Source organism: Arthrobacter flavus, assembly GCF_039526005.1.
Taxonomy (GTDB): domain Bacteria; phylum Actinomycetota; class Actinomycetes; order Actinomycetales; family Micrococcaceae; genus Arthrobacter_D; species Arthrobacter_D flavus.
On record NZ_BAAAIJ010000007.1, the window covers coordinates 240,851 to 258,584 of the forward strand.

A 17,734-nucleotide genomic window follows, 5' to 3' on the forward strand; every position below is an offset into this window, starting at 1 on the left:
TTTTTGAAAGTTGACCTATTGAGCTATCACCTACCAGGAGAGAAGGGTTTCCATGAGCTTCATTGATAAGGCGAAGAACAAGGCCGAAGAACTTGCCGGCAAGGCGAAGGAAGCCGTCGGTGATGCTACTGACAACCAGGACCTGTTGCGTGACGGCCAAGCCGATCAGGGTTCTGCTCATACCAAACAGGCCGGCGAAAACATCAAGGACGTTTTCAAGGGCGACAAGTAGCCTCTCTCGTGTTGAACCCGCCGTCCTCACGGAGGCCCATCTGAGCCGCGTCTTGAAGAGTGGGCAGCCCGACGGAAAACTAAGGGTCCCGATAACGACCTACCCCTTTCCAAGATGTCGGGTGTTGTTGTATTCGAGCGGATCACCACCCAAATTAGCGACGACCTGGGCATTGAGTATTGATGGGCAGGTGGCCGCGTGGCGGGCGGTGGAACGAAATGGGATCCAACTTGGTGTTTATCAGCCAGTTCCACCAGCAGGCGTCCGCACACTCCGCCATGAAGTCAGTGTTGGCGGCGAATCAACGGGAATTTACTGCGAAGTAGGTCTTTAGCAGATTCGTGATGGCGCGGACCGTTGATCCGTCCCGCTGACGGATCGGCTTGCGGGGGCTGGTTTGGGGTCACTTCTGGCAGCATTGCGATATGAAAAGGTTCATGCAATCACTGGCAACAGGCATTCTCAGCGCTGTCGGTCCAGAAGGCCGGTTCGTGGCAATCGACGGCGTGGACGGCAGCGGCAAGACAACCTTCGCCGCAAACCTGGTTCGTCATCAATATGGCAAATGCCGGTGCAGCGGTGGCAACATTGGTCGGCCTCGTCGTGGCGTGGACAGGAGCAGGAGCTGCTATCGCGGGAATAGTCGTCGCGGCACTTTTGGTTAGCTCCTCCTTCTTGGCGGTTTGCAATTCTTGGGGAGCGGGCGTCGGTATCAATGCGGCATGGACCGGCACTGTATGGTGCTGGACTCAGTAGAGTCGTATCTCATAACTATCGAGAGAGGTTGTGTAACCGATGAAAGCAGCACGAAGATCGAAACCACAGAGGTGGACCTTGGTCCTTGGGACTGCCGTTGGTATAGCACTCATGATCGTGGGTCTGGCCCTGTTCGCAGTCAGTGTCCCTGGATACCTCGAAGGATCGTATGATCTCGAACTTGCGAGAATCGCTGGGATCGTCATGGTGCCGGGAATCATAATAGGACTGGCCTGCATGATGTTTATGATCCCAAAGCGATAGATCGCGGTTCGGTCTCACCGTCTTGGTGGTGCAGTTATGGTGCATCGCCAAAACGGTTTTCGTTGTTCAGCCATGAAGGTGGATGTTAATGCCGCGGTGCGCCGTTCTTAGACTGGCAGGGTCCCAGCCCTCAACTCACCCGGTTGGCGAGGATGAGACTGAACCGACTTTGCTCGGTTGAGCAGATTAGACGATCCCGAAATTCCGTCTGCTAGCATAGCGGGCAACCTGTTTCTTTTGAGGTCAAAGTTGATACCTACGGCGGGTTCGTCAAGTCAATGGGGGGCGCTATGCAGCATCGTGAGAGTTGTCAGGAATCAGGCTGGGGTCCCAGACATGATTCAACGATCGCTCGCGAACTGGTTCACCGATGGGCTGTCGCTGAAGTCTTTGTGACGGGATGGCAGCGACTTAGCGTTCACAGCTTTATCATCGGGGCACAGTGGCCTCGTCGCCACTATTTCTATGAAACACGTCGTGTCGTTGACTCGTTGACTCGTTGCTCGTCGCTGAGACTCTTCGCCAAGCCACCATCTGTCTGGCGCATGCAAATTACCGTGTCCCCATGGATAGCGGTTTCCTAATGAACCGCATGCAGATAGACATAGTTGACGCGTCGGTGACCGTCGGGGACCGCCCTGCGGACGTTGATCTCATCGTCGCAGTTACTGAGGTGCGATGGCGAGGCTCGGACGTGGTTGCCTTTCGAACGACAGTCGAATTTGCTGTGAAGGGCACCATCGTGGCCAAAGGCATAGGCGACCTGAAAGTCGTTGATTCCAACGTTTATGCACGCATCCGTAAGGGTGCACTGCGTTCTGACGCGGTCTTGACATCGGCACAGCAGGGTGTTCCTGGAGAACTGGTAGGGCGGTTAAATGAAAGCGACGTCGCTTTGAAAAAGCCGAAGGTAGGTAATCATTCCCGTGAATGGGAGCACTGATCAGATCCATTCGTCGACTCCGAATTCAATAATCCCGGTGGGAAGCTCTAGTCCATGTAGCGACGTGAAGAGGACATCGGTGCCGAATCCAGCGATCAGCCCGATAAGCCCGATCCGCAGCGAATTCCCCGCACGCTCCGGGAACAAACAACTCAAGAACGCGCTCTCGACTAAAACCATAGGGGCACCCCCCCCCAAGGTCCAGGTTGCCCGCCGGTTCACCTGACGACCGTTTTTGGTACTCCAGTCTGCGGCCTAGTAAGCTAGATCACGATCCTCATAATTTCATAGCCCTTGATCTGCAGCGGGAGAGTACTTCCGTAGACACACACTCCGGCGGGCGCCGTAGGAGCAAATCCTCCCCAGGAATCTCTCAGGCCCAGTACCGCTGCGGCTAGGCAACTCTGGAAAGCAGGCGGACGGATCCACGTCCATCTCACCGACGGTGCAAGCAGGCGTGTAGTTCTGCGGAATCTCTCAGGTCCCATACAGAGCGGGGAGGAACTCACCATTGTCCGGGCAGACGCCGACGCCCGGACCTCATCAATGGAGTTCCCATGACTGCTCAGCCCCTCACCGAATCAACCTTCGCCGACCGCCATATCGGCCCGCGCTCCACAGACGCCGCCCAGATGCTCAGCCTGCTCGGCTACCCCAGTCTCGATAAACTGGTAGAGGTCGCGGTCCCGGCCAATATCCGCTTGGCCGAACCGCTGAACCTACCAGGCGCGCTCAGTGAGTCTCAGGTCCTGGCGCAGCTGCGCGACATCGCCGGCAAGAACACCACTGCCGTTCAGATGATCGGCCAAGGTTATTTTGACACCGTAACGCCACCGGTGATTCGCCGGAACGTCCTCGAGGCCCCCGCCTGGTACACCGCGTACACCCCTTACCAACCCGAGATTTCCCAGGGCCGCCTCGAAGCCCTGCTGAATTTCCAGACCATGGTGCAGGACCTCACTGCCCTGCCCATCGCCAACGCCTCACTGCTCGACGAAGCCTCAGCCGTTGCTGAAGCTGCGCTACTGATGCGCCGGTCCGGCAAAAACAAGGGCAAGACAGTGCTTGACGCCGACTGCCTGCCGCAGACAATCGCCGTCGTTCGCGGCCGCGCCGAAGCACTTGGCTTCGAGGTGGAGGTGGCGGACCTCAGCCAGGGGCTGCCCGACGGCGACATCAACGGCGTCATCCTGCAGCAGCCCGGCGCCTCGGGGGCCCTTCGTGACCACCGTTCACTGATCGCCGCCGCGCACGACGGCGGCGCTCTGGTCACCGTGGCGGCGGACCTGCTGGCGCTGACCCTGATTACGCCTCCGGGTGAGCAGGACGCCGACATCGCCGTCGGCTCGGCCCAGCGATTCGGTGTCCCCCTCTTCTTCGGTGGCCCCCACGCCGCGTATATGGCGGTCCGTAAGGGCCTTGAGCGGATGCTTCCCGGGCGGTTGGTCGGGGTGTCGAAAGACGCCGACGGCGCACCCGCCTACCGCCTCGCTCTGCAGACCCGCGAGCAGCACATCAGGCGGGAAAAGGCGACGTCCAATATTTGTACCGCCCAGGCACTGCTGGCCATCGTCGCCAGCATGTACGCGGTCTATCATGGCCCGGACGGCCTGAAAGCGATTGCCGCACGGGTTCACACACACGCCGCCACGCTGGCAGCGACGCTCGCGGGTGCGGTGACAGTGGTCCACTCAGACTTCTTCGACACGCTGCTCCTCAACGTGCCCGGCAAGGCGCGGGACTTCCAGTCCACGGCGGAGTCAGCGGGCATCAACCTGCGGTTCGTCGACGAGGATCACCTGGGCGTCTCCTGCGACGAGACCACCACCGAGGAGCATCTGGCCACGCTGGCCCAGGTGTTCGGCGTCGGGCAGGTCGCCGAGCCGGAATCCGCCTCGGCTGGCCTTCCCGCCGACCTGGTCCGGACCTCGACCTACCTGACCCACCCGGTGTTCTCCAGCCACCGCTCCGAAACGCAGCTGCTGCGGTACCTGCGCCGTCTCTCCGACAAGGATCTGGCCCTGGACCGCACCATGATCCCGTTGGGATCGTGCACCATGAAGCTGAACGCCACAGTGGAAATGGAGCCCATCTCCTGGCCTGAATTCGCCACCATCCACCCCTTTGCCCCCGAGCACCAGACCGAGGGGTGGCGCTGGCTGATCGAGGATCTCGAGGACAAGCTCGCCGAAATCACCGGCTACGCCAAGGTGTCCATCCAGCCCAACGCCGGCTCGCAGGGCGAACTGGCAGGGCTGCTCGCCATCCGTGGCTACCACCGGTCCCGTGGCGACCAGGATCGCAACGTCTGCCTGATCCCATCCTCCGCCCACGGCACCAACGCGGCATCGGCAGTGCTTGCCGGGATGAAGGTGGTGGTCGTCAAGACCGCCGACAACGGCAACATCGACCACAATGACCTGACCGCGAAGATCGCGCAGCACGCCGAGCAGCTCTCGGCGATCATGATCACCTACCCCTCCACCCACGGGGTGTTTGAGGAAGACGTCAGGTGGGTCTGCGGTCAGGTGCACGACGCCGGCGGCCAGGTTTACATCGACGGCGCCAACCTCAACGCCCTGGTGGGCCTCGCGAAGCCGGGAGAGTTCGGCGGCGACGTGTCGCACCTGAATCTCCACAAGACCTTCTGCATCCCCCACGGCGGCGGTGGGCCCGGGGTCGGCCCGGTCGCTGTCGCCGAGCACCTCGCACCGTTCCTGCCCGGAGACGCAGCCCAGCAGGGCGCCGGAGCTGAAGGCGTCCCGATCTCTGCTTCGCGGTATGGTTCCGCCGGCGTACTGCCCATCTCGTGGGCGTACGTGGCGCTGATGGGAGGCGAGGGGCTCACCTCGGCCACTGGTCACGCTCTGCTGGCCGCCAACTATGTTGCGGCTCGCCTGACCGAACACTTCCCCCTGCTCTACTCGGGGGAGAAGGGGCTGGTTGCGCACGAATGCATCCTGGACCTGAGGCCCCTGACCGCTGCCACCGGGGTGACCGCCGAGGATGTCGCGAAGCGTCTCATCGACTATGGGTTCCACGCGCCAACGCTTAGCTTCCCGGTCGCGGGCACCTTGATGGTGGAGCCCACCGAGTCCGAGGACATCGGTGAGCTGGACCGTTTCGTCGACGCAATGATCGCCATCAAGGGTGAGATCGATCAGGTGCAGGCCGGCACGTACACACTGGAGCAGAGCCCCCTGCGCCAGGCGCCGCATACTGCCTTCGCTCTGATCAGTGACACCTGGGAGCAGGCGTACCCCCGCGAGTTGGCCGCCTACCCGGTCCGCACGCTCAAGCACAACAAGTACTTCCCGCCGGTCCGCCGGATCGATGGCGCGCACGGCGACCGCAACCTGGTGTGCTCCTGCCCGCCCATCGAGGCCTTCGAAGACTAAGGCCCGCCCCCGTCCGGCCGCCGGCCGGACGGGTTGAGTCCAGCGCACCATCGGAAGGATCCTCCATGACCAAGCAGACAGCCCTATACGCCGAACATGAACTTCTCGGAGCCAGTTTCACCGACTTCGGTGGCTGGCAGATGCCCCTGAAGTACCGCAGTGAGCTCGAAGAGCACCACACCGTCCGCCGTGCCGCAGGACTCTTCGACCTTTCCCATATGGGTGAAGTCTGGGTTACCGGCCCACAGGCCGCCGAGTTCCTGAACTATGCCCTGGTGGGCAACCTCGCCGCCATCGCCGTCGGCAAAGCCAAGTACTCGCTGATCTGCACTGAGGATGGCGGCGTGATCGATGACCTGATCGTCTACCGTCGCGCCGACGACAGGTACCTCGTGGTCCCCAATGCCAGCAACGCTGACACGGTCGCCGCAGCCCTGCAGGAACGAGCCGCCAACTTCGACGTGACAGTGGAGGACGTTTCCGAGACCACTGCCCTGATCGCTGTGCAGGGTCCCGCCGCCGAAGCAATCCTGCTGGAGATCGCCGCTACTGAGTCACGTCAGTTGATCACCGACCTGAAGTACTACGCGGCCGTCGAGGTGGAGCTGGCCGGACTACAGGTGCTCCTGGCCCGGACCGGGTACACGGGCGAAGACGGCTTCGAACTATTTATCAGCAATCCCCAGGCAACACAGCTGTGGAAAGCCGTCGCCGCGGCCGGGGCTCAGCATCAGCTGGCACCCTGCGGTCTCGCCGCGCGGGATTCACTGCGTCTGGAGGCAGGCATGCCGCTGTATGGCAACGAGCTCGGGCTGGACACCAACCCGTTCGAAGCAGGACTCGGCGGAGTGGTCAGTCTCAAGAAGACCGAGAACTTCGTCGGCAGGTCGGTGCTGGAGCCGCTGAAAGAAGCGACGCTGGAACGGAAACTGGTCGGCCTGCAGGGTGCCGGACGGCGGTCGGCACGCGCCGGGTACGACGTCGTCGTCGACGGTTCAGTCGTAGGGACCGTGACGTCGGGCCTCCCCAGCCCGACCCTCGGCTACCCTGTGGCGATGGCTTATGTGAGAGTCGAACTGGCCGAGCCGGGTACCGAGGTGCAGGTTGACCTCCGAGGGAAGCCAGAACCGTTCACGGTGGTTGCCACACCGTTTTACCGCCGTCAGAAATAGCCAGACTTTACATACCCCGAAAGGTATATACCCACGTGAGCATCATTAAATCAGGTCTCCGGTACTCAGCTGAGCACGAATGGCTCGACACCCCAGCAGATGGCGCGGCCACCGTCGGCGTGTCAGCCATCGCCGCCGACGCCCTGGGCGACGTTGTCTATGTCAGCCTCCCCGAGGTGGGCGACACGGTCACCGCTGGCGAAAGTTGCGGCGAGGTCGAGTCGACCAAATCTGTCTCCGACCTTTACGCCCCCGTTACCGGAGAGATCACCGAGATCAACCAGGACGCCGTCGACAACCCGGGCATTCTGAACGAGGATCCTTACGGAGCGGGCTGGTTGTTCAAGGTGGACGTCGCCAGTGAGGGCCCGCTCCTCACGGCCGAGGAGTATGCCCAGAAGAACGGCATCGACGCATGAGCGCCATCACCGGGCTGAAAACCGTCGATCACCTGAACGCGAATCTCGCCGATCTGGATCCGGAGGTGGCGCACAGCATCGACGCTGAGCTCACCCGGCAGCGCAACGGTCTGGAGATGATCGCCTCCGAAAACCACACTCCGGTGGCGGTGATGCAGGCGCAGGGTTCGGTGCTGACCAACAAGTACGCCGAAGGCTACCCGGGTCGTCGCTACTACGGTGGGTGTGAGCACGTCGATGTGCTTGAACAGCTCGCCATCGACCGGGTCAAGGCCCTCTTCGGTGCGGGGTTCGCCAACGTCCAGCCCCACTCCGGAGCGCAGGCCAACGCCGCCGTCATGCACGCCCTGATCAAGCCCGGCGATACGATCATGGGCCTGAATCTCGCTCATGGTGGCCATCTGACCCACGGCATGCGGATCAACTTCTCCGGCCGGCTCTACAACGTGATCCCGTACCAGGTGCGAGCCGATGACTACCGGGTGGACATGGACGATGTCGAACGCCTGGCCCGCGAGCACAAGCCGCAGCTCATCGTGGCCGGCTGGTCGGCCTACGCCCGGCAACTCGATTTTGAACGGTTCCGCAGCATCGCCGATGAGGTGGGTGCCTACCTCATGGTGGACATGGCGCATTTCGCCGGACTGGTAGCGGCGGGACTCCACCCCAGCCCGGTGCAGCACGCCCACGTCACCACCTCCACCACGCACAAGACGCTCGCCGGTCCCCGGGGTGGGATCATTCTCAGCAACGACGCTGATATTGCGAAGAAGATCAATTCAGCTGTCTTCCCGGGGCAGCAGGGTGGGCCCCTCGAGCATGTCATTGCGGGTAAGGCGGTTGCCTTCAAGATCGCGGCATCAGCCGAGTTCAAGGAACGGCAGCAGCGCATCCTCGACGGCGCACGGATCCTCGCTGACCGCCTCACCCAGCCGGATGTCGCTGCGCATGGCATCTCAGTGGTCAGCGGAGGCACCGACGTACACCTGGTGCTCGTGGACCTGCGGGACTGCGAACTTGACGGTCAGCAGGCCGAAGACAGGCTGGCGCAGATCGACATCACCGTGAACCGTAACGCGGTGCCCTTCGACCCCCGCCCGCCAATGGTCACCTCGGGGCTTCGCATCGGCACTCCAGCCCTCGCGAGCCGCGGGTTCGAAGCTGCCGCTTTCTCCGAGGTGGCCGACATCATTGCGGAGGCCCTCATCGCTTCTGCTGATGCTGACCTCGCATCACTTGCACAGCGCGTTGCGGCATTGGCTGCCGATCACCCGCTCTATGCCGACGTCGTGCCGTTTGGTGCGGGCACCAAGAACGACAGCTGAGGAACCCCATGCCCATTAGCGCTTTTGACCTGTTCAAAATTGGAATCGGCCCCTCCAGCTCCCACACCGGGGGGCCGATGACGGCTGCGTTCCTGTACACGGAGCTGGTGGAGCAGCGGGGGCTGGTCGGCTCAGTGCACCGGGTCGAGGTGGAACTGTTCGGCTCCCTCGGGGTGACCGGCCATGGCCACGGCACGATCAAGGCGGTCATCCTGGGGTTGGAGGGTGAACAGCCGCACCTGGTCGACCCTGTGACGGCCGAGCCCCGCGTCGATGAGGTGGGGCAGACCCGCCGCCTGCGATTCGCGGGCCACCGCGAGATCGATTTCGACCCGGAAGTCGACCTGATCATGCACCGCCGGAAACGGCTCGACTTCCACACCAACGGGATGCGGTTTCACGCCTACGACGCCGACGGCGCCGAGCTCCTGGCAAGGGACTACTTCTCGGTGGGGGGCGGCTTCATCCTTGATGAGGACCAGATCGGCGTCGACCACGCCGCCGAGGCCACCGTTCCGGTGCAGCATCCCTTCAACATGGGGGAGCAGCTGCTCGAGATCTGCGCGGCCACCGGCAAGTCATTCTCCGAGATCGTGATGGCCAACGAGCTGTCGTGGCGCACGGAAGCCGAGGTGCGCGCCGGGCTGCTGGAAATCTGGGACGTCATGCAGGACACCATCCGCCGCGGGTCCACCACCGATGGGATCCTGCCGGGCGGACTGGGGGTGCGGCGCCGTGCCGCCACCCAGTTGCGGCTGCAGCAGAAGGCCGAGGACCCCAACGACAAGCTGAGCACCATGGAATGGGTGACCCTGTTCGCTCTCGCCGTGAACGAGGAGAACGCGGCCGGGGGCCGGGTCGTGACAGCCCCGACCAACGGTGCCGCAGGCATCATTCCGGCGGTCCTGAAGTATTACGTCGACTTCGTTCCGGGAGCCAACGACGACGGCGTCGTCCGGTTCCTCCTTGCCGCGACCGCTGTGGGCGGGTTGTTCAAGCAGAACGCTTCCATTTCGGGTGCGGAGGTGGGCTGCCAGGGTGAGGTGGGATCCGCGTGCGCGATGGCGGCCGGTGCGCTCGCCGAGGTGCTCGGCGGGACCCCCGAACAGGTGGAGAACGCCGCCGAAATCGGCATCGAACACAACCTGGGCCTCACTTGCGACCCCGTTGGCGGTCTGGTGCAGATTCCGTGCATCGAGCGGAACGCCGTTGGCGCTATGAAGGCGATCACCGCCGCCCGGATGGCGGTCCGGGGCGACGGCAAGCATCATGTCTCGCTCGACGTCGCCATCAAGACAATGCGGGACACCGGCGCGGACATGATGGATAAGTATAAGGAAACCGCCCGGGGCGGCCTCGCCCTGAACGTGGTGGAGTGCTGACCCATGGCTGAGTACCCGGGGCGTCTTCCGCTTCGGGTGGAGATCATCCCGGGTAGCGGGATCGTGGAGGCCCTTCAGAAGCACCTGCCGACGCCAGCGGTTGTGACAATTACCTGTCTCCCGCACCACGGGGCCGAGGAAACTGTTGATCTCGCCGTGCGCCTGGCCGATCTCGGGTATCAGGCCGTCCCCCACCTCGCGGCGCGATCAATCGCGTCGCGAGGACAGCTCACTGGGTTCCTGAGCCGGCTGCAGGCGGCGGGCGTTTCTGACATCTTCGTGATAGCAGGCGACGGCGGCTCGGCAGCGGGCCCCTATGCCTGGAGCGGACACCTGATGGAGGACATCACCTCAATCAGCGGCGGGACCTTCGCGCTGGGAGCTGCCGCCTACCCGGAGGCCCGGCCCGGCGCGTCGGCCGCTGAGCTCACTGATGTGTTGTTGGCCAAGCAGGACCTATGTTCCTGGGCCGTCACTCAGCTCTGCTTCTCCGGACCAGCACTGGTCGCCTATGCGGCTGAGCTGCGCACCGCTGGAGTGACACTCCCTGTCTGGGCTGGGGTGCCGGGCGCCGTCGGCCGTGCCAGGCTGATCTCACTCGCCGCCCGCATCGGTGTAGGTCCATCGCTTAAGTTTGCCAGACGGTCGATGACCGGGGCTGGCGGCGGGTCGCTCGTACGCGGCGTGCTGGGGCCGTCGTCGTACGACCCCGCACCACTGGTGCGCCGCATCGGGGAGTCGGGCGATTTCGCCGGTCTCCACGTATACAGCTTCAACAACCTTGCGCCGATCAGCCGGATCTTCACCGTCGGCTGACCACTACCTGGCCAACCGGGAGGCGATCCACGAGCGACCCCACCCACGGCTGCTCTCCGGTGACCCGGTCCAGAAAAGGCCCCGCGGGTCAGGTCGGCCGATTGCAACCGGCCAACCTGACCCGCGGGGCCGTACCTGACCGGTTAGTAGCCTCCACTCAAAAACCTTGCGTCTGTAAGGTTTCTATGGAACCCTGTTCTTCATCGGATGAACAAAGGAGTTCCCATGCCAATGCCCATGAAGCCCAGCGACCGCAACCCGCTTGACCCCAGTCCCAAAGTCAGACGGAGGGCGGCACTCACGGCGGGAGTAACCGCAGCGGTCCTGTCGCTCGTTGTTCCCTCGGCCGCTGTCGCCGGCCCTGCAGGTGGACCCGACAACGGTAAAAGAGCCGACCCGTTGAATCAGTACGCCGCCGACACGTGGACATCGCTCGACGCGATGACCGACGAGACCACGGGCCTGCCGGCCGACAATATCGAGGGCGACCTCAGCACGCCGAGTGAGTACACCAGTCCCACAAACATTGGTGGCTATCTGTGGTCCACCATTGCAGCCCGAGACCTCAAGATCATTGATCGGAAGGAGGCGAGTGCCCGGCTGGCAACCACCCTCGACACTCTTGAAACCCTAGAAGTGCATGAGCCTAGCGGGATGTATTACAACTGGTATTCACCCACCGACGGCAGCAAGTTGACGATCTGGCCGGACAGCGGCGATGTCGTCTATCCATTCCTCAGCACCGTCGACAACGGGTGGTTGGCCGCAGCACTCAGGGTAGTGGCAGAGGCCGAACCCCGCCTCGCCCGGCAGGCCGATGCGCTTTACGACACCATGGACTTCGGCTGGTACCACGATCTCAACGCACGGGAAGGGGTTAGTCTCAACCGGGGCGGGTTCTGGGATGCGCCTCCCGGTGACGGTTGTGCAGTGCCGGGCAACTACGGCGACGAAGGCCCCGACGTCTACTACACCTGCCACTGGTATGACACCTCCGTGAGTGAGGCGCGCATCGCCACCTATCTGGGGATCGCCAACGGCCAGATCCCGGAAACCGCCTACTACGGCACCTACCGGACCATGCCCGACCAGGGCTGCGATTTTGGCTGGCAGGAGCAGAAGCCGACCGGTGTTACCCGCGAATACCTAGGCGTCAGTGTCTACGAGGGTGTATATGCCTACCGTGGCATGAAACTGGTTCCTGCGTGGGGCGGCAGTATGTTCGAGGCCCTGATGCCTGATCTGTTCGTTCCCGAGGCTGACTGGGGGAAGCGCTCCTGGGCGCCGAACCACAAGGCAACAGTGCGCTCCCACATCGAACACGGGATGGACGAGGCAGGCTACGGATACTGGGGCTTCTCCCCGGCCAGCGACCCCTTCGCCTCCTACCGTGAATATGGTGTGGAAGAGATCGGGATCAACGCCACCGGTTATGCCAGTGACGTTGAGAGCACCGATGTCGACAAGGGGTATGAGGGCTGCCGCGAGGCGGCCAATCCGGACCCGGAGTTTGGCGACGGAGTGGTCACGCCGCACGCGGCCTTCCTCGCCCTGCCCTACGACCGGAAGGCGGTCCTGGAAAACCTCGACGGCATCAAGAATGAGCTAGGGGCCTACGGTCCCGGCGGATTCTACGACTCGGTGGCTGTCGGCAGCGGAACCGCGGCCGAACGGTATCTCAGCCTGGACCAGTCAATGATCATGGGCGCCATCCTGAACGAGCAAAAGAAGGACAAGCTGAAGGACTACTTCGTGGACCGCGGGTTCGAGAAGGCCGTCCGCCCGCTGGTCGAGGCGCAGATCTTCGGCACCGAGCTGAGCGGTCGCTAGCCTGTTTCTGAACCCGGCGCGGTTGGGGGTGCCGGGTTCAGAAAGTACCCGCGGACAAACTCGTCGAAGACACCCGTCATATCCACTGTGTCGTCGAGGAGCCACTGTTGCTGCAGCCCATCCATCACCGCCGCGATCAGCCGTGACGCGTGGTGGACGTCCAGATCCTCGCGCACCAGACCATCCCGCTGCGCATCAGCGAGGATGGTGGCCGTCTGCTCGGCACGGGTGGCATAGCGGGCCGCAAAATACTCGTGCGCTGGATGGTCGCGGTTAGTGGCCTCGGCGGCGATCACCGTGTAGAGCGAGGTCAGTCCGGGGGTGGTCTGGTTGTAGGACACCACCCGGCGCATCTGTTGCAGGAGGGTGTCCTCGGCGACGTCGCCCGCGGCTTCCTTGACCCGTTCATCACGCTGCCGCAGCACCTCAGTGAAGAGTTCTTCCTTGGTGGCGAAGTGGTGCATCAGGCCGGCTGGCGTCAGGGCGACCCGTTTCGCAATCTCCCGCAGCGAGCCGCTATGGAAGCCACTGCGCCCGAAGACCACCAGTGCGGCGTCGAGTATTTCCTGGCGCTTCGCCTGGCCCTTGGCGTAACTGCCGCGTTTCCGGTCAGGAGTCGTAGTCATATCCAAAACCTATCGCATGATCGGAAATAAAAACCTTTCGCATGTAAGGTTTTTATGGTAGCTTGGCAACGAACTCCAGCGGCGAACCCTGTGCCCACGGAGGAGTAAACCCCACTTACTGGAGGCAACACTATGAATCAATGGCGATCATGGAGCGCGGTGGCCGTCATCGGCGCACTCGCACTGACCGGATGCGGACGCGAAGAAGGCAGCGAAGCGGGCCCCGAGGGCGGTGGCCCCATTGACGAGGCCCCCGCCACCGGAGAGGTGACCATCTGGGCGATGGGCAATGAGGGCGAGGTCCTGGACCAGCTGGCCGCCGACTTCGAGACGGAGAACCCGGATGTCACCGTCAACGTCACCCCCGTCCCCTGGGAAAGTGCCCACGACCGTATCGCCACCTCCATCGCCGGCGGAGAGACGCCCGACATTGCGATGCTCGGCACCACCTGGGTGGGCGAGTTCGCTGCGACCGGCGCCCTGGAACCCACTCCCGAGGGCCTGGTCGACGAGGGTGACTTCTTCGAAGGTTCCTGGGGCACAGCAGTGGTCGACGACGTCGCCTACGGTGTCCCGTGGTACGTGGACACCCGCGCCCTGTACTACCGCACCGACCTGGCCGAGGCGGCAGGCGTTGAGGCGCCGACCACCTGGGACGAGTTCAAGACCTTCACCGAGGGTATGCAGGCGGAGGGAGCCGAGGCCGGTATTTCCCTGCCGCCCGGCGGCTTCGACTCCTGGCAATACCTCGCACCGTTCGTGTGGCAGGAGGGCGGGGACATCATGAACGAGGATGGCACCGAGTTCACCTTCGAGACCCCTGAGTGGAAGGCGGCCTTCGAGTACTACGCCAGCTTCTTCGCCGAGGGAATCTCCGATCCGGTGCGGTTGGAGACCGGCGAGATTGAGCAGAAGTTCATCTCCGGTGACGTGGGGTCATTCTTCAGCGGTCCATTCCATATCGGATTGCTTGAGGAGCAGGGCGGTGAGGGATTCGCTGACCAGTTCGATGTGGCAATGGTCCCTGGCTCCGATGCGCGCACCAGCTTCACCGGTGGTGGCAACCTGGCGGTGTTCAACGACAGCGAGAACCGTGACGCCAGCTGGAAGTTCGTCCGGTGGCTCAGCGAACCGGAAACGCAGATCGCCTGGTATGGCATCTCCACGACGATGCCGAGCGTCCAGGCAGCCTACGAGGATCCCACCTTCGCTGACGATCCCAACCTGAGCGTGTTTGCCGACCAACTCGCCGATTCGAAGGCGCCACCCGCCATTCCCACCTGGGCGCAGGTCTCAGCGGTAATCGACCAGGAACTCGAGAAGGTCACCCGGGGCGACACCACAGTCGACGAGGCACTGGCCGCGATCCAGGGCCAGGCCGACAGCATCGGGACAGGCCTCTAACAGTGGCACTCGCCCACACGGCAAAGCCAGCTCCGGGGCGGGCCCGTAAACCGCGCTCGCGCCGGAGCAGGCAGACCGTCGTTGCCTGGAGTTTCGCTGCACCGTTCCTGATCCTCTTCGTGATCTTCATGGCCGGGCCAATCGTTGCTTCGCTTGCCATGAGCTTCACCGACCTGACCACCAGGGACCTGCGCAGCCCGTTCGGCGTGAACTTCGTGGGATTCGAAAACTACGTCGCGTTGTTCAACGATTCACGCTTCGTGCGGTCACTGGCCAACACCGCAGTGTTCGTGCTGATCGGCGTTCCCCTCACCATGGCCGTGGCGCTTCTGGTGGCCCTAGCCCTCAACAACGGCATCACCCGCTTCCGGACGTTCTTCCGGGTGGGCTTCTACGCCCCAGTGGTAACCAGCATTGTTGCGGTAGCGATCGTGTGGCGTTTCATCCTGCAGCCGGACGGCCTTCTGAACGGATTTCTGGGGATCTTCGGTATCACCGGTCCCCACTGGCTTGAGAACGAGCTGACGGCGTTGCCCTCACTGATCTTCATGGCGGTGTGGCGCAACATTGGCACCCTGATGGTGATCTTCCTCGCCGGGCTCCAGGGTGTTCCCCGGGAACACCACGAAGCGGCAATGGTGGACGGCGCCAGCGCCGTCCAGCGGTTCTGGAATGTCACCCTGCCCGCCATGCGGCCACCCATCCTGTTCGCAGCGGTCATCACGGGCATCGGGTTTCTGCAGTTCTTCGAGGAACCCTATGTGATGACCGGCGGCGGACCGCTTGATGCCACTCTCTCCACCGCCATGTACACCTACGATCAGTTCGGCTTCGGCAACTACTCCTATGCTTCGGCGGCGAGCTACGTCCTGTTCCTCGCGATCGTTGTCCTGTCCCTGATCCAGTTCCGTTTCCTCGGAAAGAAGGATTGATCATGGCCACTTCAGTTGCCCCGCCGGTCGTCACAGTTCCCCGGGAACGACGCCGGCGTACGCCGATGCAGCAACGTCCCCGCCTCTGGCTTTACGTGGTCCTCGGGCTTGGCATGGTCGCCATGATCATGCCGTTCGTCTGGATGATCCTCGGGTCCTTCAAGACGACCGCTGAGATCCGCCAGTATCCGTTGAACTTCTGGCCGCTCGAGCCGACCCTCGACAACTACACCGAGTTGTTTGTGCGCCTGGATTTCGCCACCTTCTTCGCCAACAGCCTGGTGGTGGCGGTGTTCGTCACAGCGGGCAACATCGTCTTCTCGTCAATGGTGGGGTACGCCCTGGCCAAGCTGGACTTTGCCGGTAAAAAGGTCCTGTTCATGCTGGTCCTCGGCACGCTGATGGTCCCGGGAGTGGTCACCTTTGTGCCGCTCTTCGTGCTCACCGCGAACCTGGGTCTGGTGAACTCCTACCCGGGGCTCATTCTTCCCTTCCTGATCGCACCGCTCGGTGTCTTCCTGATGCGGCAGTTCATGCTGAGCCTGCCCGATGACCTCATTGAGGCGGCACGCATTGACGGCGCCAGCGAATGGCGGATCTTCCTGCGGGTGATCATGCCGTTGTGCGGACCCGCCGTCGCCACCCTGACCATCCTGACTTTCCTCGCGTCGTGGAATAACTTCCTCTGGCCCCTCGTGGTCGCCACGAGCGAGGACCGCTACACGCTACCCGTCGCCTTGGCGCTGTACTCGGTGGGCCAGAATGCGGCGGAGTACGGCCTCATGATGGCTGGCGCCGTCGTCGTGGTCCTGCCCATCCTCCTGATTTTCGTCCTGCTGCAGAAGTACTTTGTGCAGGGCATCGCGCTGACAGGCATCAAATAGCCGGCCTTTGTGCTGGCAGAAAGTAGTCGACTATGAACTTCCCGAACGGGTTTCTGTGGGGTGCGTCCACGGCGGCGCACCAGATTGAGGGCGGCAACGTCAATTCTGATTGGTGGCAGCGGGAGCACGGTCATTTCCCGGGCGCCCCAGTTGAGGCGCCGAGCGGTGACGCTGCTGACAGCTACCATCGGTATCGCGAGGACATGACGCTGCTGGCCGACGCTGGCCTGACGTCCTACCGCTTCAGTATCGAATGGGCGCGGATTGAGCCGGAAGAGGGTTTTGTCTCCCGCGCCGCCGTGGATCACTACCGTCGGATGGTGGCGACCGCCGTCGAGCTCGGACTCACCCCAATGGTGACCCTGCACCACTTCACGAATCCCATTTGGTTCGCGCGTGCTGGCGGGTGGAAGGACGCCGGCTCCGTGGAGCGTTTCGCCCGGTACGTCGAGCACACGCTGCCAGTGCTGGAGGGTGTTGAGCTGGTATGCACCATCAATGAGCCGAACATGGTTGCTGTTCTTGCTGATCCCGAGCAGGGTTTTCCTTCAATCGGGCTTCCCGCTGGCAACGCGGAGGTGACTATGAACCTCATCTCCGCGCATCGCCGTGCCGTCGACATCTTGCAGGCGGCGGGTAAGCAGGCCGGTTGGTCGGTTGCCACCCAGGCCTACCAGGCTGAACCGGGGGCCGAAGATGTTACTGAGGAGTATGGCCGAACACGGGAGCACATCTTCTTGGAGGCCTGCGTCGGCGACGACTGGGTAGGAATTCAGGCCTACACCCGCACCAAGGTGGGCGTTGACGGTCCGCTGCCGATTGACGACGACGCCGAGCGGACCCTCACCGGGTGGGAGTACTACCCCTCAGCTATCGAGGATGGCATCCGTAATTCCTGGCAGCGCAACGGCGTCCCGATCTACATCACCGAGAACGGGATTGCTACCGGCGATGACACCCGTCGAATCGACTACACGCGCGGCGCCCTGGAAGCGGTCGCCCGGTGCATCGACGACGGAATCGACGTCCGCGGTTACCTGCACTGGAGCGCGTTGGACAACTACGAGTGGGGCAGCTTCAAGCCCACTTTCGGCCTGATCGGCTGGGACGCCCAGACGTTTGAGCGGCACCCCAAACCAAGCCTCGGTTGGCTTGGGAGAGTGGCCGCGGCGAACTCGGTCCGTGAGGTGGCGGACGCTGTGCAGTAGCTAATTCCACACAGAAGCGGCCCCTCGGGTCAGGATTGCCGCAAGGAACCGGCAATCCTGACCCGAGGGGCCGTTCCTCGCTGCTGGTCGGCCCGTTTCGGTGTCAAGCTGCCCAGGGCGGCAGGTGGGGAGGCCGGGTTTGC

The 17,734-nt window shown here is 63.0% G+C and carries 15 protein-coding genes and 1 riboswitch; of the genes, 13 read left to right on the top strand and 2 right to left on the bottom strand.

Annotated elements, in window-relative coordinates; translation table 11 throughout:
* Positions 1-52 precede the first annotated feature (52 nt).
* Together ABD059_RS03415 and ABD059_RS03420 are read left to right on the top strand one after the other, a co-directional pair.
* The gene (locus ABD059_RS03415) at positions 53-232 is read left to right on the top strand and encodes a CsbD family protein (protein WP_343877809.1); all 180 of its coding nucleotides are present in this window, start codon (positions 53-55) and stop codon (positions 230-232) included.
* Between the two features lie 1,519 nt (positions 233-1,751).
* Positions 1,752-2,195, top strand: coding sequence for an AfsA-related hotdog domain-containing protein (locus ABD059_RS03420; RefSeq protein ID WP_343877810.1), 444 nt, complete (start codon positions 1,752-1,754; stop codon positions 2,193-2,195).
* Here ABD059_RS03420 and ABD059_RS03425 read toward each other — a convergent pair whose 3' ends face one another.
* Positions 2,196-2,375, bottom strand: a complete 180-nt coding sequence (locus ABD059_RS03425; protein WP_343877811.1) for a hypothetical protein — start codon at positions 2,373-2,375, stop codon at positions 2,196-2,198.
* Positions 2,376-2,490: 115 nt separating this feature from the next.
* Positions 2,491-2,593, top strand: a riboswitch (glycine riboswitch).
* Between the two features lie 159 nt (positions 2,594-2,752).
* Between ABD059_RS03425 and gcvP the strand changes: the two genes are divergently transcribed.
* From gcvP to ABD059_RS03460, 7 genes are all read left to right on the top strand, one after another.
* Positions 2,753-5,593, top strand: coding sequence for an aminomethyl-transferring glycine dehydrogenase (gcvP, locus tag ABD059_RS03430; RefSeq protein WP_343877812.1), 2,841 nt, complete (start codon positions 2,753-2,755; stop codon positions 5,591-5,593).
* 65 nt (positions 5,594-5,658) lie between these two features.
* Positions 5,659-6,765 carry a glycine cleavage system aminomethyltransferase GcvT gene (gcvT, locus tag ABD059_RS03435; protein ID WP_343877813.1) on the top strand — a complete coding sequence of 369 codons (1,107 nt, stop codon included), beginning with the start codon at positions 5,659-5,661 and terminating at the stop codon, positions 6,763-6,765.
* Between the two features lie 35 nt (positions 6,766-6,800).
* Positions 6,801-7,184: a glycine cleavage system protein GcvH gene (gene gcvH / locus ABD059_RS03440; RefSeq protein WP_343877814.1), complete on the top strand. Its 384-nt coding sequence runs from the start codon at positions 6,801-6,803 to the stop codon at positions 7,182-7,184.
* Entirely contained in the window at positions 7,181-8,509 is a 1,329-nt protein-coding gene (gene glyA / locus ABD059_RS03445) for a serine hydroxymethyltransferase (RefSeq protein WP_343877815.1), read from the top strand. The genes gcvH and glyA overlap by 4 nt, the downstream gene beginning before the upstream one ends.
* Before the next feature lie 8 nt (positions 8,510-8,517).
* Complete coding sequence (locus ABD059_RS03450) at positions 8,518-9,891, top strand: L-serine ammonia-lyase (protein ID WP_343877816.1); 1,374 nt, start codon at positions 8,518-8,520, stop codon at positions 9,889-9,891.
* Between the two features lie 3 nt (positions 9,892-9,894).
* A complete protein-coding gene (locus tag ABD059_RS03455; RefSeq protein ID WP_343877817.1) occupies positions 9,895-10,707 on the top strand; it encodes a methylenetetrahydrofolate reductase in 813 nt (270 codons plus the stop codon).
* A 231-nt stretch (positions 10,708-10,938) separates the two neighbouring features.
* Entirely contained in the window at positions 10,939-12,537 is a 1,599-nt protein-coding gene (locus tag ABD059_RS03460) for a glucoamylase family protein (RefSeq protein ID WP_377959524.1), read from the top strand.
* Here ABD059_RS03460 and ABD059_RS03465 read toward each other — a convergent pair.
* Positions 12,534-13,163, bottom strand: coding sequence for a TetR/AcrR family transcriptional regulator (locus ABD059_RS03465; protein ID WP_343877819.1), 630 nt, complete (start codon positions 13,161-13,163; stop codon positions 12,534-12,536). The genes ABD059_RS03460 and ABD059_RS03465 overlap by 4 nt on opposite strands.
* A gap of 132 nt (positions 13,164-13,295) precedes the next feature.
* On the opposite strand from ABD059_RS03465, the gene ABD059_RS03470 reads away from it, so the two are divergent.
* From ABD059_RS03470 to ABD059_RS03485, 4 genes are read left to right on the top strand one after another with little or no spacing between them, the layout of a single operon-like run.
* Positions 13,296-14,567 carry a sugar ABC transporter substrate-binding protein gene (locus tag ABD059_RS03470; protein ID WP_343877820.1) on the top strand — a complete coding sequence of 424 codons (1,272 nt, stop codon included), beginning with the start codon at positions 13,296-13,298 and terminating at the stop codon, positions 14,565-14,567.
* A 2-nt stretch (positions 14,568-14,569) separates the two neighbouring features.
* A complete protein-coding gene (locus ABD059_RS03475; protein WP_343877822.1) occupies positions 14,570-15,499 on the top strand; it encodes a carbohydrate ABC transporter permease in 930 nt (309 codons plus the stop codon).
* Positions 15,500-15,501: 2 nt separating this feature from the next.
* The gene (locus ABD059_RS03480; RefSeq protein ID WP_343877823.1) at positions 15,502-16,383 is read left to right on the top strand and encodes a carbohydrate ABC transporter permease; all 882 of its coding nucleotides are present in this window, start codon (positions 15,502-15,504) and stop codon (positions 16,381-16,383) included.
* Positions 16,384-16,415: 32 nt separating this feature from the next.
* Positions 16,416-17,591 carry a glycoside hydrolase family 1 protein gene (locus ABD059_RS03485; RefSeq protein WP_343877824.1) on the top strand — a complete coding sequence of 392 codons (1,176 nt, stop codon included), beginning with the start codon at positions 16,416-16,418 and terminating at the stop codon, positions 17,589-17,591.
* The last annotated feature ends 143 nt before the right edge of the window (positions 17,592-17,734 follow it).